The 14,271-nt window shown below is 72.8% G+C and carries 12 protein-coding genes and 1 pseudogene; 6 read left to right on the top strand and 7 right to left on the bottom strand.

Features of this window, described 5'->3' with window-relative positions; all coding sequences use genetic code 11:
* Positions 1–211: 211 nt before the first annotated feature.
* From meaB to ACFYTE_RS41385, 4 genes are all read right to left on the bottom strand, one after another.
* Positions 212–1,201, bottom strand: a complete 990-nt coding sequence (gene meaB, locus ACFYTE_RS41400) for a methylmalonyl Co-A mutase-associated GTPase MeaB (RefSeq protein ID WP_388722327.1) — start codon at positions 1,199–1,201, stop codon at positions 212–214.
* 6 nt (positions 1,202–1,207) lie between these two features.
* The gene (scpA, locus tag ACFYTE_RS41395) at positions 1,208–3,382 is read right to left on the bottom strand and encodes a methylmalonyl-CoA mutase (RefSeq protein WP_388722325.1); all 2,175 of its coding nucleotides are present in this window, start codon (positions 3,380–3,382) and stop codon (positions 1,208–1,210) included.
* On the bottom strand, positions 3,382–5,190 hold the full coding sequence (locus ACFYTE_RS41390) for a methylmalonyl-CoA mutase subunit beta (RefSeq protein WP_388722324.1): 1,809 nt from the start codon (positions 5,188–5,190) through the stop codon (positions 3,382–3,384). The genes scpA and ACFYTE_RS41390 overlap by 1 nt, the downstream gene beginning before the upstream one ends.
* Positions 5,191–5,337: 147 nt before the next feature.
* Positions 5,338–5,835, bottom strand: coding sequence for a MarR family winged helix-turn-helix transcriptional regulator (locus ACFYTE_RS41385; protein WP_388722322.1), 498 nt, complete (start codon positions 5,833–5,835; stop codon positions 5,338–5,340).
* 121 nt (positions 5,836–5,956) lie between these two features.
* Here ACFYTE_RS41385 and ACFYTE_RS41380 point away from each other — a divergent pair, with 121 nt between their 5' ends.
* Positions 5,957–6,472: a YceI family protein gene (locus ACFYTE_RS41380; RefSeq protein WP_388722320.1), complete on the top strand. Its 516-nt coding sequence runs from the start codon at positions 5,957–5,959 to the stop codon at positions 6,470–6,472.
* Between the two features lie 75 nt (positions 6,473–6,547).
* Here the strand turns inward: ACFYTE_RS41380 and ACFYTE_RS41375 are convergent, their stop codons facing one another.
* Positions 6,548–8,242 (bottom strand): hypothetical protein, encoded by a 1,695-nt coding sequence (locus ACFYTE_RS41375; protein ID WP_388722335.1) that lies wholly within the window; start codon positions 8,240–8,242, stop codon positions 6,548–6,550.
* 250 nt (positions 8,243–8,492) lie between these two features.
* Here ACFYTE_RS41375 and ACFYTE_RS41370 point away from each other — a divergent pair, with 250 nt between their 5' ends.
* From ACFYTE_RS41370 to ACFYTE_RS41355, 4 genes are all read left to right on the top strand, one after another.
* Positions 8,493–8,912 carry a cell division protein SepF gene (locus ACFYTE_RS41370; RefSeq protein ID WP_388722318.1) on the top strand — a complete coding sequence of 140 codons (420 nt, stop codon included), beginning with the start codon at positions 8,493–8,495 and terminating at the stop codon, positions 8,910–8,912.
* 123 nt (positions 8,913–9,035) lie between these two features.
* Positions 9,036–10,400: an AAA family ATPase gene (locus tag ACFYTE_RS41365; RefSeq protein ID WP_388722333.1), complete on the top strand. Its 1,365-nt coding sequence runs from the start codon at positions 9,036–9,038 to the stop codon at positions 10,398–10,400.
* Positions 10,397–10,789 (top strand): nucleotide pyrophosphohydrolase, encoded by a 393-nt coding sequence (locus tag ACFYTE_RS41360; RefSeq protein ID WP_388722316.1) that lies wholly within the window; start codon positions 10,397–10,399, stop codon positions 10,787–10,789. The genes ACFYTE_RS41365 and ACFYTE_RS41360 overlap by 4 nt, the downstream gene beginning before the upstream one ends.
* A 173-nt stretch (positions 10,790–10,962) precedes the next feature.
* Positions 10,963–11,436: a DUF6099 family protein gene (locus ACFYTE_RS41355; protein WP_388722314.1), complete on the top strand. Its 474-nt coding sequence runs from the start codon at positions 10,963–10,965 to the stop codon at positions 11,434–11,436.
* Between the two features lie 27 nt (positions 11,437–11,463).
* On the opposite strand, the gene ACFYTE_RS41350 is transcribed toward ACFYTE_RS41355, so the two are convergent.
* On the bottom strand, positions 11,464–11,637 hold the full coding sequence (locus ACFYTE_RS41350) for a hypothetical protein (RefSeq protein WP_388722312.1): 174 nt from the start codon (positions 11,635–11,637) through the stop codon (positions 11,464–11,466).
* A gap of 180 nt (positions 11,638–11,817) precedes the next feature.
* On the opposite strand from ACFYTE_RS41350, the gene ACFYTE_RS41345 reads away from it, so the two are divergent.
* The gene (locus ACFYTE_RS41345; protein ID WP_388722310.1) at positions 11,818–12,741 is read left to right on the top strand and encodes an LLM class F420-dependent oxidoreductase; all 924 of its coding nucleotides are present in this window, start codon (positions 11,818–11,820) and stop codon (positions 12,739–12,741) included.
* 534 nt (positions 12,742–13,275) lie between these two features.
* On the opposite strand, the pseudogene ACFYTE_RS41340 reads toward ACFYTE_RS41345, so the two are convergent.
* Positions 13,276–14,039: pseudogene (locus ACFYTE_RS41340) on the bottom strand (transposase family protein); the annotation flags it as partial.
* Positions 14,040–14,271: the final 232 nt, after the last annotated feature.

The following is a 14,271-nucleotide window of genomic DNA, read 5'->3' as shown; positions in this document are numbered from 1 at the left end:
GGGGCGATGTGGGGTTGGCGGCGAGGGGCGTGGTGTGTAGTCGGTCGGGTGCGGCTTCGTTGTGGCTGGGCGTGCAGTTCCCCGCGCCCCTTCGGGCGCTGGCCGCTGGGGGGCGATGTGGGGTTGGCGGCGAGGGGCGTGGTGTGTAGTCGGTCGGGTGCGGCTTCGTTGTGGCTGGGCGTGCAGTTCCCCGCGCCCCTTCGGGGCGGAGTCAGGTCGGGGGGTCGGTGAAGGCCTTCAGGATGTGGTCCGCGGCCAGGGTCGCCGTCAACGTGCCGTCTCTGACACGCTGTTCCAGCTCGGGGGCGATGGCGCGGACCGCCGGGTCGGCGTGCAGCCGGCCCAGCAGTTCGTCGCGGACCATGGACCAGGTCCAGCCGACCTGCTGGTCGCGTCGCTTGGCGGTGAGCCGGCCGGTGGACTCCAGCAGCACACGGTGCTGTTCGAGCCGCTGCCACACCGTGTCGAGCCCGGTCGCCTCCCGCGCGCTGCAACTGAGCACGGGCGGTGTCCACGCCGCGTCCCGGCCGTGCATCAGCCGCAGTGCGCCCGCCAGTTCCCGCGCCGCCGCCCGGGCGTCCCGCTCGTGCGGGCCGTCCGCCTTGTTGACGGCGATCACGTCGGCCAGCTCCAGGACGCCCTTCTTGATGCCCTGCAACTGGTCGCCGGTGCGGGCCAGCGTGAGCAGCAGGAAGGAGTCGACCATGTCGGCGACCGCGGTCTCCGACTGGCCGACCCCGACGGTCTCCACGAGGACCACGTCGTAGCCCGCCGCCTCCATCACCACGATCGACTCGCGGGTCGCCCTGGCCACCCCGCCGAGCGTGCCCGCGCTGGGGGAGGGCCGCACGAACGCCGCCGGGTCCACGGCCAGCCGCTCCATGCGGGTCTTGTCCCCGAGGATCGAGCCGCCGGTGCGGGTCGAGGACGGGTCGACGGCGAGCACCGCCACCCGGTGCCCCAGCGAGGTCAGCAGCGTGCCGAACGCGTCGATGAACGTCGACTTGCCCACGCCCGGCACCCCGCTCACGCCGATCCGCCGGGCCCGGCCGCCGTGCGGAAGCAGCTCGGTGAGCAACTCCTGCGCCAGCGCCCGGTGTTGCGGCCGGGTGGACTCCACGAGGGTGATCGCGCGGGCCACGATCGCCCGCCGCCCGTCGAGCACACCCTTGACATATGTGTCGAGATCGATCGCCGCCATGGCGCCCTACAGTTCGTGGCCGAGGTCGGCCGACAGCCGCTTCACCAGGTCGTACGCCGCGTCCGGGATCACCGTGCCGGGCGGGAACACGGCCGTGGCACCCATCTCCAGCAGGGCCGGCACGTCCTGCGGCGGGATCACCCCGCCGACCACGACCATGATGTCCTCCCGGCCCTCCGCGGCCAGCCGCTCGCGCAGCGCCGGCACGAGCGTGAGGTGGCCTGCGGCCAGCGAGGACACCCCGACCACGTGCACATCCGCCTCGACCGCCTGGCGGGCCACCTCGGCGGGGGTCTGGAACAGCGGGCCGACATCGACGTCGAAGCCCAGGTCGGCGAAGGCGGTCGCGATCACCTTCTGGCCGCGGTCGTGGCCGTCCTGACCCATCTTGGCGACCAGGATGCGCGGCCGGCGTCCCTCGGCCTCGGCGAAGGCGTCCACCAGGGCGCGGGTGCGGTCCACGGAGCGGGACTCGCCTGCTTCGTTGCGGTACACGCCGGAGATCGTACGGATCTGCCCCGCGTGCCGGCCGTACACCTTCTCCAGGGCGTCGGAGATCTCGCCGACGGTGGCCTGGGCACGGGCCGCGTGCACGGCCAGCTCCAGCAGGTTGCCGTCGCCGTCGGCGGCCCGGGTGAGCGCGTCCAGCGCGTCCCGGCAGGCGGTCTCGTCCCGCTCCGCGCGCAGCCTGCGCAACTTCTCGATCTGCTGGGCGCGCACGGCGGAGTTGTCGACCTTCAGCACCTCGATCTGCTCGTCGCTGTCGACCCGGTACTTGTTGACGCCGATCACCGGCTGCCGCCCCGAGTCGATGCGGGCCTGCGTGCGGGCCGCCGCCTCCTCCACCCGCAGCTTGGGGATGCCGGCGTCGATGGCCTGCGCCATGCCGCCCGCCCGCTCGACCTCCTCGATGTGCTGCCACGCCCTGCGGGCGAGGTCGTACGTCAGCCTCTCGACGTAGGCGCTGCCGCCCCACGGGTCGATGACCCGGGTGGTGCCGGACTCCTGCTGGATGAGCAGCTGGGTGTTGCGGGCGATCCGCGCGGAGAAGTCGGTGGGCAACGCCAGCGCCTCGTCGAGCGCGTTGGTGTGCAGCGACTGGGTGTGGCCCTGGGTGGCCGCCATCGCCTCCACACATGTGCGGGTGACGTTGTTGAACACGTCCTGCGCGGTCAGCGACCAGCCCGAGGTCTGGGAATGCGTGCGCAGGGACAGCGACTTGGTGTTCTTCGGCTCGAACCGTGACACCAGCTTGGCCCACAGCAGCCTGGCCGCCCGCAGCTTGGCGATCTCCATGAAGAAGTTCATGCCGATCGCCCAGAAGAACGAGAGCCGGGGCGCGAACGCGTCCACGTCCAGGCCCGCCTCCCGGCCCGCGCGGAGGTACTCCACACCGTCCGCGAGCGTGTACGCCAGCTCCAGGTCGGCCGTCGCGCCCGCCTCCTGGATGTGGTAGCCGGAGATGGAGATCGAGTTGTAGCGGGGCATCCGCTGCGAGGTGAAGGCGAAGATGTCGGAGATGATCCGCATCGACGGCTTCGGCGGATAGATGTACGTGTTGCGGACCATGAACTCCTTGAGGATGTCGTTCTGGATGGTCCCGGCCAGCTTCTCGGGCGGCACGCCCTGTTCCTCGGCCGCCACGATGTACAGCGCGAGCACCGGCAGCACGGCGCCGTTCATCGTCATCGACACGGTCATCCGGTCCAGCGGGATGCCGTCGAACAGCTGCCGCATGTCGTAGATCGAGTCGATGGCCACGCCCGCCATGCCGACGTCGCCGGTCACCCGCGGGTGGTCGCTGTCGTAGCCGCGGTGCGTGGGCAGGTCGAAGGCGACCGACAGGCCCTTCTGGCCGGCCGCCAGATTGCGCCGGTAGAACGCGTTGGACTCCTCGGCGGTGGAGAAGCCCGCGTACTGGCGGATCGTCCAGGGCTGGTTGACGTACATCGTCGGGTACGGGCCGCGCAGATACGGCGCGATGCCCGGATACGTGTCAAGGAAGTCCAGGCCCTCCAGGTCACGGCCGGTGTACAGCGGCTTGACGCCGATGCCCTCGGGCGTCTCCCACAGCGGCTCCGCGCCCCCGGTGGCCCGCCGCACGGCCGTGCGCCACTCGGTGGCGCCGCCCGCCGGGTCGGGGCCGCCCAGGTCGATGCCGGAGAAGTCGGGGATTCCCATCAGGACACTCCCATGCGGTCGAGGGTCGCGGACAGGACGGCGACGGCGTCACAGCCCGCGAACACATACGAGTCGACGCCCGCGTACCCGGCGGGCCGGCCCGCCAGGGTCACCTGCCGGGCACCGGCCGCCCGTAGGTCCGCGGCGGCCTGCTCGGCCTGTTCCGCGTAGAGCGCGTCACTGGAGCACAGCACGGCCTCGGTGGCACCGCTGTCCGCGAAGCCGCCCCCGGTGACCGGTTCGACGCCGCCCGCCTGGAAGAGGTTGGCGGCGAACGCGGCGCGTGCGGTGTGCGCGGCGGCCGGACCGATCGTGGCGAGGAAGATCCGCGGCCGGGCGCCGGTCGCCGCCAGATGGGCGTCGGAGCGGGCGCGCAGCGCCTCGAACGCCTCGTCGCGGCGGACCCGCGGCAACCCGCCGGACGGCGGCTCGGGCGCCGGCTCGCGGGTCACGGGCCGCTCCGCCAGATGCGGGAACTCGCTGACGCCGGTGATGGGTTCGCGCCGGGTGGCGAGCCGCGTCGTGCGCTCCTGCCAGGTCTTCGCCAGGTCCGCGCGGATCCGGCCCGAGCGCAGCACGGCCGCCTGGCCGCCGGCCCGCTCGATCGACCGGAAGAACTCCCAGCCCGCCCGCGCGAGTTCGTCGGTCAGCCGCTCCACGTACCAGGAGCCGCCCGCCGGGTCGATCACCCGGGCCAGATGCGACTCCTCCATCAGGATCGTCGAGGTGTTGCGGGCGATGCGGCGGGCGAACGCGTCCGGCAGGCCCAGCGCGTGGTCGAACGGCAGCACGGTCACCGCGTCGGCGCCGCCGACTCCCGCGGCCAGCGTCGCCACGGTCGCCCTGAGCATGTTCACCCACGGGTCGCGACGGGTCACCATGACCGGTGACGTCACGGCGTGCTGGAGCTGAGCGCCCGCGCCCGGCACCCCGCACACCTCGGCGACCCGCGCCCACAGCCGGCGCGCGGCGCGCAGCTTGGCGACGGTCAGGAACTGGTCGGCGGTGGCCGCGTACCGGAACTCCAGTTGGGCGCAGGACTGCTCGACGGTCAGCCCGGCCCCGGTCAGCTCGCGCAGATAGGCGACGCCGGTGGCGAGCGCGGCGCCGAGTTCCTGCGCGGCGGAGCCGCCGGCCTCGTGGTACGGCAGCGCGTCCACGGTCAGCGCCCGCAGCCCCGGGTACGCGCCGGCGCAGTGCTCGGCGAGCGTCGCGACCGGGGCGAAGTCCTGCCGCTGCCCGGTGCGGGCCTCGTACCCGAGCGGGTCGGCGCCGAGGTTGCCGCGCGCCGCCTCGGGGGCGGCGCCCCGCTCCGCGTACAGCCCCAGCAGTTCCCGGGCGGCGGCCTCGACGTCCCGGCCCGCGTCCAGGACGACCGGCGCCAGGTCGAGGTGGACGCCGTCGAGCGCGCGGCGCAGCCCGGAGACCGGGATGCCGCCCGCGCCCACGAGCAGCCAGAGCGACGTGGCGCCGTTCTCCAGGTCGGTGAGGACCGCGCCGTCGGCGAGCGCCGCGTGCCGCTGCCGTACGTCCCAGCCGGCCACGGTGTTGCCCTCCGGGCGGCCGCCGCGGACGAACGGGGCGAAGCCGGGCAGGCCGGGTTCGGGTGCGGTGTCGCGCGCGGTGTACAGGGGGCGGGTGCGCAGCCCGTCCTCCAGCGTCGTGGACAGGGCGTCCTCCGCTGCCGCACCCGAGACTTCCTGGCCCGACTTGCGCAGTACACCCTCGACCAGGCGTTGCCACTGCTCGTGTGTCGCATCAGGGAACTCGGCGGCCAGTGAGAGCCCGTCGTCAGGCAGGACCGTCATGCTCGGATGCTAGGCCAGCCCGCTCGCACGGCAGTGGAGCACGCGCTGTGACGTTTCCCTCCCCGGCCCTGTGACCTGTGCCTCCTCGGGGCTTCCGGGCGGGTTTCTCCGGGTGCCTCACGGGACGGGGGAGCGCGCGTCGGCCGGTCAGCGGGTGCCGTCCGCGAGTCCGGGCAGCAGGCCGAGCACGGCCGCGCGCTGGGCCGGTCCGACGAACTCGGCCAGCGCGTCCTTGACCGCCTCGGCGAGCAGTGCGGAGGACTCCCGCAGCAACCGCCGTGCCTTGTCGGTCAGGGCGACCTCCACGCCCCGCTTGTCGCCGCAGACGGCTCTGCGGGTGACCAGGCCCGGCCGCTGGAGGCAGGCGATCTGGTAGGTGAGCCGGGTCTTGGGGCGGCCGAGCAGTTCGGCGATCCGGGTCATGCGCAGGCCGCCCTGCGGCTGTTCGGCCAGCAGACACAGGATCAGGAACTCGTCGTGCGAGACGTCCAGGGTCTGTTTCACCACGGACCGCAGCCGCTGCTCGGCCGCCGCGGTCGCGGCCAGCAGCAGCATCCAGGCGCGCAACTCGCCGGGGAGCAGCCCGGTTCCCTCCGCGAAGGGGCATTCGGGCTGGTCGGCGGGGGGTTGGTGGTGGGCTGCCATAGGGGTGAGTCTACCTGTTGTCCAAATTTGGATCGTGGGCTAGCGTTGGCCCACAGCTCATCCAAATTTGAATCACCCATTCGAACCACCTACTCGAAACCGTCATCGAAGGAGCACGACCATGACCGTCGCCGTGGAAACGGGTCTCTGGCAGGTCGACCCTGCCGCCTCCGCCGTCACCCTGCGGCACAAGACCTTCTGGGGCCTGGTCACCGTCAAGGGCACCTTCGCCGCGGTCGCCGGCCAGGGCGAGGTCCGGCCCGACGGCTCCGCCACCGGCACCGTCACCCTGGGCGCCGCCTCCCTGGACACCAAGAACGCCAAGCGCGACGCCCATCTGCGCGCGGCCGACTTCTTCGACGCCGACAACCACCCGGAGATCACCTTCACGGTGCAGGGCGCCGAACTCCGCGACGGCGACACCGCGCAGGTCACCGGACAGCTCACGGTCCGGGGCATCAGCCGCCCGCAGACGGTGGCCGCGCGGCTCGTCGAGGCCGGTGCCGACGGACTCACGCTGGAGGCCGAGTTCACGGTGGACCGGGAGCAGTTCGGTCTGGGCTGGAACCAACTCGGCATGATCCGCGGCCTGACGACGGTGACCACCACCCTCCGCTTCACCCGCACCCCGGCCTGACCCAACCACCCCGGCACCGCGCCGCAGACCGTCCCCGACTCCGTCTCCGCTCGCACGGCGGCTTTGAGTCGGGCGTCAGCCAGGGGCGCCGGGGTCGCGCAGGTGTACGTCCTGGCTCGACAGGGTCTGAGGGGTGGCCGTGAACGCGCGTAGGCGGACCCGTGTGTGCGGCCCGGGGACGGTGAAGTGCCCCTTGGGCGGGCGGAGTTCCAGGGTCGCCGTGCCGTGGGCGGGAATCGTCGCCGGTCCGCGCACCAGGGACCAGTACCGGTTCATGCCCTGCCTCGTGGTGAGCGTGAAGTGCGGGGTGAGCGCGTCGCCCGCCGAGTTCGTCACCCGCAGGGTGAGCGCCGAGACCACGCCGGCCGAGGCGTGCCGCACCGAGGCGACCCGCATGCGCAGTGGCGGTGTGCCGGTCACCGCCAGGGCCGCGCTCAGCAGCGCCGGGGAGACCAGCAGCGCGCTCACGGCGATCAGCGCGGGCCGGCGGCGCACCCCCGTCAGCGGCCGGGGCCGCGGCTGCCAGGCGTGCTCGAACTCCGTGGGCGCTGCGGTGACCGCACCCGCCAGCCACAGCGGCGTCATCATCAGGTAGTAGCCGTCCTGGGAGCGGGTCGCCAGAAAGAAGGCGCACCAGGGCAGCACGGTCGCCGCGGGACCCAGCCGCCGGACGAACAGCACGAACAGCGCGAGCAGCGCAGCCGCCAGGAGCATGCTCGCGTGCGCGTACCAGTCCAGGCGGTCGCTGCCGTCGGTGAAGTACAGCGAGACGCCCACCAGGCCCTGGCCGTGCAGCACCGCGCCCTGTGTGAGCGGCAGCGCGATCCCGTCCAGCCAGGGGCCCGGCTGCTGCACCAGGAAGTACGTGTTGATCAGCAGCCAGGCGGTGGCCGCCACCCCGATCAGCCGCAATATCACCAGCCCCGCCGCCCGGCCGCCCAGCTCACCGCGGCGCACGGCGTAGACGCCGGCCAGCAGGAACGGCGCCAGGAACCAGGGGAGTTGCTGGGCGGCGCAGGCCGCGCCCAGACAGACGGCACGGGCGATCCCGGCGGCGCCCAGCCGCCCGCCCCGCCCGATCCGCGGCCAGCGCACCACCACCGGCACCAGCAGGGCCAGCCCGATGATCGCCGGGTAGCCGAGCCGCGCGTACGTCGGCAGGAAGCCGAAGCCCAGGCAGGCCATGGTCGCCGCCGACCGCCACGGCGCGGGCAGCATCCGCCACAGCGTGACCGCGCCCACGACGAGGGCTCCGGTGCTCACCGCCGTGGCGGGCGCGCCGCCATGGCCCAGCCACAGCAGCGGCGCGGTCAGCAGCGGCGCCAGCGGCGGATAGCCGTACGTCAGGTCGTAGCCGCCGCTGGTCGTCGGGGTCAGGGCCACGCCCTTCCCGGTGAACAGCCAGGGCCAGGGCTGCCCGTAGAGGGGGTGTCCGGCGGCGAGTTCCCGGGCGGCCTGGGTGGTGAGGACCGCCTCGTCGCCGCCGCTGTGGCTCAGCGCCCAGGTGCACAGGACCAGCGTGACCGCCGTCACCAGCACCACCAGGTCGAGACGGGCCAGCGAGCGGGCCCGACGGACCGTCAGGGCCAGCACCCCGGTGACCAGGACGGCCGCGTAGCACACGGAGATGACGGCCGCGAGGACCATGCGGTGCGTGGCCGCCTGCGTCCACACCGACCGGGTGCCGATGAACAGGCTCACGTCGGCCAGGAGCGTGAGGACGCGGTGCCACTGCGCGGGAGTGCCGGGTTTCTCCCGGGCGGCGGACATCACCGACCGCGTCCGCCGCCCGGGTGCCACCAGCTGTTTTTCTGCCAAGTGCACGACATGGCACCGTAGTCGCGGTCGGTGAGCGGGGCGTCACGGGAGGCGAAGAGTCCGGTGTGAGGGCGGTAAGAACCGGACGTATGCGTACACGCGCCCGACGATCCACCGGCGGTCTAGTGGCCGGAGTCGGTCGCGCATCGTGTCGCTGTTGGGCCGAACGGGTGACTTGGCGTAAGAATTGGCCGGTGAAGGCATGGAGCGCGAGTCAGATCGGGGGGAGCCGGTGAACCGTTACGACGCCACCGACGAACAGTGGGAGGGGCTCGCCCAGGTCGTGCCGCTGCGGGGCCGGGACGCCTGGCCGTCCGCGGTGGACCACCGCGCGCTGCCCGAGGCGGAGACCGAGACCCGCCGCCGGTTCGTGGTCCTGCGGATCAATGTGTTCGCGGACGCCCGCGAGGTCGCCGAGACCGTGATGGCCGGCATCCCCGTCCTGCTCGACCTCAGCAGCGCCGAGACCGACGTCGCCAAACGCGTCCTCGACTTCAGTACCGGCGTTGTCTTCGGACTGGGCAGCGGGATGCATCGCGTCGACCGCAATGTGTTCCTGCTCACCCCGCCCGGCATCGAGGTCAGCGGACTCATGGCGGGCGCCGGCGTCTCCGGCGGCTGAGCCCGGTCCCCCGATCGTAGGAAGGTGCCACGGGCGGAACGGTTCGCCTGGGCACCGGAGCCCTACGGTCCGGACATGGCCGAGCCCCGCGCGTCCGCCGCGCCCCCCCGAACCGGCCGGCAGATGCCGCCGCCGGGTACCCCCGCGCCCTCCGATTCCCGGGCGTCGTCGGGTTCCCCCGCGCCGTCGGGTGCCCCCGCTCCGTCGGGGCCCCGCGCACCCTCGGGTTCCCGCGCGTCGTCGGGTTCCCCCGTGCCCTCGGGATCCCGGGCACCCTCGGATTCCCGTACGCCGGCGGGTGCGCACGTGCCCCCGGGTTCACGTGCCCTCTCGGGTCGCCCGGGGCGGTCCGAGGGGACGGTCCGGCCGGGCCTGACCGAACTGCGGCTGTCCGCGTTCGCCGGCCACCGCCGTGCCGGGTTCCCGCTGGGGCCGCTCACCCTTCTCGCGGGACCCAGCGGAAGCGGCAAGACGACCGCGCTGCGGGCGTACGAGGCGCTGGCCCGGCTCGCCGGCGGCGCCCCGCTCGCGGACGTCTTCCCGGACCCGGTCGGCTGCGTGCCCGAGCGGGCAAGACCCGACGCCCAACGCCGCCGCGGCTTCCGCATCGGCTGCACCGCGGACGGTCCCGAGGGCCCGGTCCGCCTGGACGTCGCCGTCCAGGCGGAGCCCGAACTGCGCATCGTGGGCGAGCGGTTGACGGCCGGCGGGCGGATTCTCCTGGAGACCGCGCTGCGCGACCCCGGGCGGCACGCCGTACAGGCCGCCTGGCACACGGCGGGCACGGCCCCCGTCACCCGCGCCCCGCTCCCCGACGACCGCCTCGGCACCGCGCTGCTGCCGCTGCGCGTGGCCGGCAAGACCGACGGGCAGCGTCAGGTACTCGCCGCCGCGGAGCAGACCGTGGTCGCCCTGCGCTCCGTCTTCGCCTGTGATCCGCGGCCCGACCGGATGCGCGGGCCCGTCCCGCTGGGCTCCGGGCGGCTGCTGCCCGGCTGCGACAACCTCGCCGACGTCCTGTGGCGCACCCGGTCCGAGTGCGGGCGCCGGTACGCGCAGCTCGTCGCCGCGGTGCGCGAGGGCTGCCGCGGTCCCGTGACCGATGTGCTCGCCGAGCCGCCGGGCGACGGCACCGTACGGGCGCTGCTCGACCGGGGCGACGGCGTCCGCACCGATGCCGGTCGGCTCGGCGACGGCGAACTCCGCTATCTGGCGCTGGCTTTGGTACTGCTCACCGGGCCGGGCGTGCTCGACATCGACGCGCCCGGCGAGGTGCCCGACGCGATGCGCGGCCTCACCGTCCTCGCCGACGGCCTCGACCGGGCCCTGGACGAGCGCCAGCGCGGCGGGCTGCTGCGGCTCGCGGCGCGGATGTGCGCGCTCGGGCACATCCGGTTCGTCGGCGCGGTGAGCGACGCGTCATGGGCCGCCGGGACGGACGGGGTCACGGTGGTGGACCTGGACCCGGTGGTACACCTGGAACCGTGACGGAACACCTGGACGTGGCGACACTGCAGCGCCGCCTGGCCGAATTCGCGGCCGCCCGGAACTGGCAGCCCTACCACACCCCCAAGAACCTGGCGACCGCCCTCAGCGTGGAGGCCTCCGAACTGGTCGAGATCTTCCAGTGGTTGACGCCCGAGGAGTCGGCCCGCGTCATGGCCGACCCGGACTCCGCGCACCGGGTCACCGACGAGATCGCCGACGTCCTCGCCTATCTGCTTCAGCTGTGCGAAGTGCTGGGCGTCGACCCGCTGTCCGCGCTGGACGCGAAGATCGACCGGAACGAGCGGAGGTTCCCGGTGCCGGGGGACGACGCCGGCGACGGAACGAAGCGCGGGCCGGGGAACGGCGGGGGCACGGGCACGGGCACGTAACCTTACGCTCCGCTTTCACTCTCCGGAGTTAAAGTGGCCGTCGAATCCGAATTGCTGTCCACAGATTTCCGTCTTCCTCTGGCTTTTCGCCCCACGGGCCTTCACTCTGGGTAGTGGACGGCGCAATGAGGGTGAGACGTGCGAGGAGCACGTCGGAGGGACGGGGGCAGCGCATGGACGCGGTGCGGCTCATCGGGAAGAGCAGGCGCGCCCTGACCGCGGGCGGCGACGCGCCTCAGACCCTGGCGGAGGTGTGGCAGGCGCAGGCCCTGGCCCAGGCGATCGGCAGCCGTCTGGCGGTCTCCGGACCACCCGAACTGCGCGGCGAGGCACTGGGCCTGACGGAGCTGGCGGGCCGGGGCTGCGGCGTCCTGGACGCGCCGGACCTCGACCCCGGGGACCTGCGCGCGGCCCAGCTCACCGAACTGGACGACGCCCGCCACACGCTGCTGTGCCTGGGCGGCCTGCTCGCGGAGGTCGGCATCGCCCTGGTCGGGCTGGCCAGCTCCGCGGCCGACGAGACGACGTACTGGCAGTGCATGGAGGCGATCGATGCGGCGGACGAGTCCCGCGACCGGGTGCGGGAGATGCTGCGCAAGCTGGCCGCCAGAGAGGAGGCGGCGATGCCGGAGACGGAGGTGGGATAGCGCGGGCCGGCACCGACCGGCCCCGCCTCAGGCGAGGTCGGACTCGTCCACGGGCGCGCGGCGGTGCGCCCCGGCCGACTGCAGATCCGCGTCCAGAGCGGACAGGTCAGCGTTCAGGGCGGCCATCAACTCCTCCATCTGCTCCAGCAATCCCTTCGGCTGCCCGAACCCCGCAGGGAGCGGCACGGACTCTTCCGACATGACGACCTCCTCGCGGACGCCGGACGGTCCGGCCCCCACCGCCCAACGATGATCGCGGGGACCGGTCACCGCTCCCACGGCACCGGGGCGCGCGGTTGACGTGATTTCACCCGCCCGGGGGCGGCGGTGACAGGGGGTGCCGGTGGGGCCGGGAAGGGTGGCGGCGTGCAGGATGGATGTATGGACCTTCGAATCTTCACCGAGCCCCAGCAGGGGGCGACCTACGACACCTTGCTCGCCGTGGCCAAGGCCACCGAAGACCTCGGCTTCGACGCGTTCTTCCGCTCGGACCACTATCTGCGTATGGGCAGCGTGGACGGGCTGCCCGGCCCCACCGACGCCTGGATCACCCTGGCCGGGCTCGCCCGCGAGACCCAGCGCATCCGGCTCGGCACGCTGATGACCGCGGGCACCTTCCGGCTGCCCGGCGTCCTCGCCATCCAGGTCGCGCAGGTCGACCAGATGTCCGGCGGCCGGGTCGAACTGGGGCTGGGCGCGGGCTGGTTCGAGGAGGAGCACAAGGCGTACGGCATTCCGTTCCCGAAGGAGAAGTTCGACCGTCTTGAGGAACAGCTGGCCATCGTCACCGGACTGTGGGAGACGAAGGTCGGGGACACCTTCGACTTCCACGGCACCTACTACGACCTGACCGGCTCGCCCGCGCTGCCCAAGCCCGCCCAGGCGAAGATCCCGGTGCTGATCGGCGGGCACGGGGCGACCCGTACGCCGCGGCTGACCGCACGCTACGCCGACGAGTTCAACATCCCGTTCGCCTCGATCGAGGACAGCGAGCGGCAGTTCGGCCGGGTCCGTGCCGCCGCGGAGGCGGCCGGGCGCCCCGCCGACGACATCACGTACTCCAACGCCCTCGTCGTCTGCGTCGGCCGGGACGACCAGGAGGTGGCCCGCCGGGCTGCCGTGATCGGCCGCGAGGTCGAGGAACTGAAGGCCAACGGCCTGGCCGGCTCCCCGGCCGAGGTCGTCGACAAGATCGGCAAGTATGCGGAGATCGGCTCCGAGCGCATCTACCTCCAGGTCCTGGACCTCACCGACCTGGACCACCTGGAACTGATCTCGTCCCAGGTCCAAACGCAGCTGTCGTAGCCCCTACCAGGGCCCCCGGGCCACCTCGCCCCTCCGCCCGCCTCACGGCCCACCCGCTCCCACCCACGCGGGACATACGCGGGGCAGGGCGGGGGGTGCAGGCAGCCGGGCCGGGCGGTTGGAGTGGGCCCGAGAAAGGGGACGGGCGCCGGCACGTACGCGGGTGCCAAGAAAGCGGAAGCGGCACGGGGCACGGCCACGGCCAAGGGATACGGGACCAGGTGGCAGCGCATCCGCCGACGCTACCTGTACGCGCATCCCTGGTGCCCGCTGTGCAGCAAGTCGGCGACGGTCGCCGACCACTTCCCCGAGTCGCACCGTTCGCTGGTCGCTCGGGGTGTGTCCGATCCGGAGGCGTGGTCTCGTCTGCGTCCGCTGTACACGTTGTGCCACAACCGCGAGACCGCGAGGCGCCACCGGGCGGTTGGGCTGCCGAGCGGGCCAAGCCTCGCCGCTTGTGACCCCGACCAGGGGGTGACCCCTTCCCTGCGCCGCGAAAGAACGGCAGGGAGGCAAAAAACTCGGTGTTGCTCCAGTGAGTACGGCTTTGGCGATTGACGTCATGCGGTTCGGGCTGCAGCGGGCGCGACGGGAGATCCGCCAGGGCTTGAGGCGGGCGACGCCACGCTCGACCGGGGCACGGGTCCGGGCCGGCGCCCGGTTCACGGTCTGCTGGGTGGGAGTGAGGCCGCGGTGCGGCCGGCGCTTGACGCCGGTGGTGACCCAGGAACCTCCTCCCTGGTAAGCCAGGTCGGCCAGGATGGGGATGCCCTGGCGTTCGCAGATACGGATGATCCGGTGGGTACGGGCCCGCGGTCAGGTCGTGGGCACGGCCCGGCGGTGCAGGGGAGAGCCACAGCAGTCGGCCGCTCGAATCGGGGATGACCTGCACATTCACGCCGTGCCGGCGGTGGTTGGCCGAGTAGTCCGCCCGCCCGTCACCGACGCGGTCGCACTCGGCGAGGGTGCCGTCCAGCAGGACGAAGTCCGGGTCGGCCTCGCGCAGGGCCTTGAGCAGGCCCGGTGCGCGCTCGGCGAGCAGGTCGGTGACCGCTGTGGTGTAGGCGTGAGCAGTGGACCCGCTGATGCCGAATCCTGCGGCGATCCGCGCCAACGTGACGTGCTCGCGCAAGTACACGAGCGCCACCATCGCGCGTTGAGACGGGCGCAGCTTGCAGCGCCGGTCCCCCTCACGGGTGACGATGAGCCATGGTGACCCACTCCACGAGCGCATGCGGCACGTCTAGTAGTGCAAGGCCCCTATGCGGACACGAACGCCCACCCAGCGGCTGCACCATCCCCGGCACGGACGGCAGATCGCACTCAGGGCATCCCAGACGGAGCCAGGCAGGATATGGGCCAGACCGCACCGCAGATAGCACTCTCCATGCTCACAGGCAGGATAGATGATCAACGAGGCCCCTGGGCTGCCTGGTTGAGACGTCAGACATCTCCACCAACAACCCGGGGGTCTCGTCTGCCACGCACCCTCGGCCATCCCCCGATCGGTGGCCAGACCGAAGAAGCTCA

This window comes from Streptomyces sp. NPDC004629 (assembly GCF_042873595.1).
In the GTDB taxonomy this organism is placed as follows: domain Bacteria; phylum Actinomycetota; class Actinomycetes; order Streptomycetales; family Streptomycetaceae; genus Streptomyces.
The sequence above is the reverse complement of the archived record's forward strand: the minus strand, read 5'-3'. Positions and strand labels throughout refer to the sequence as shown.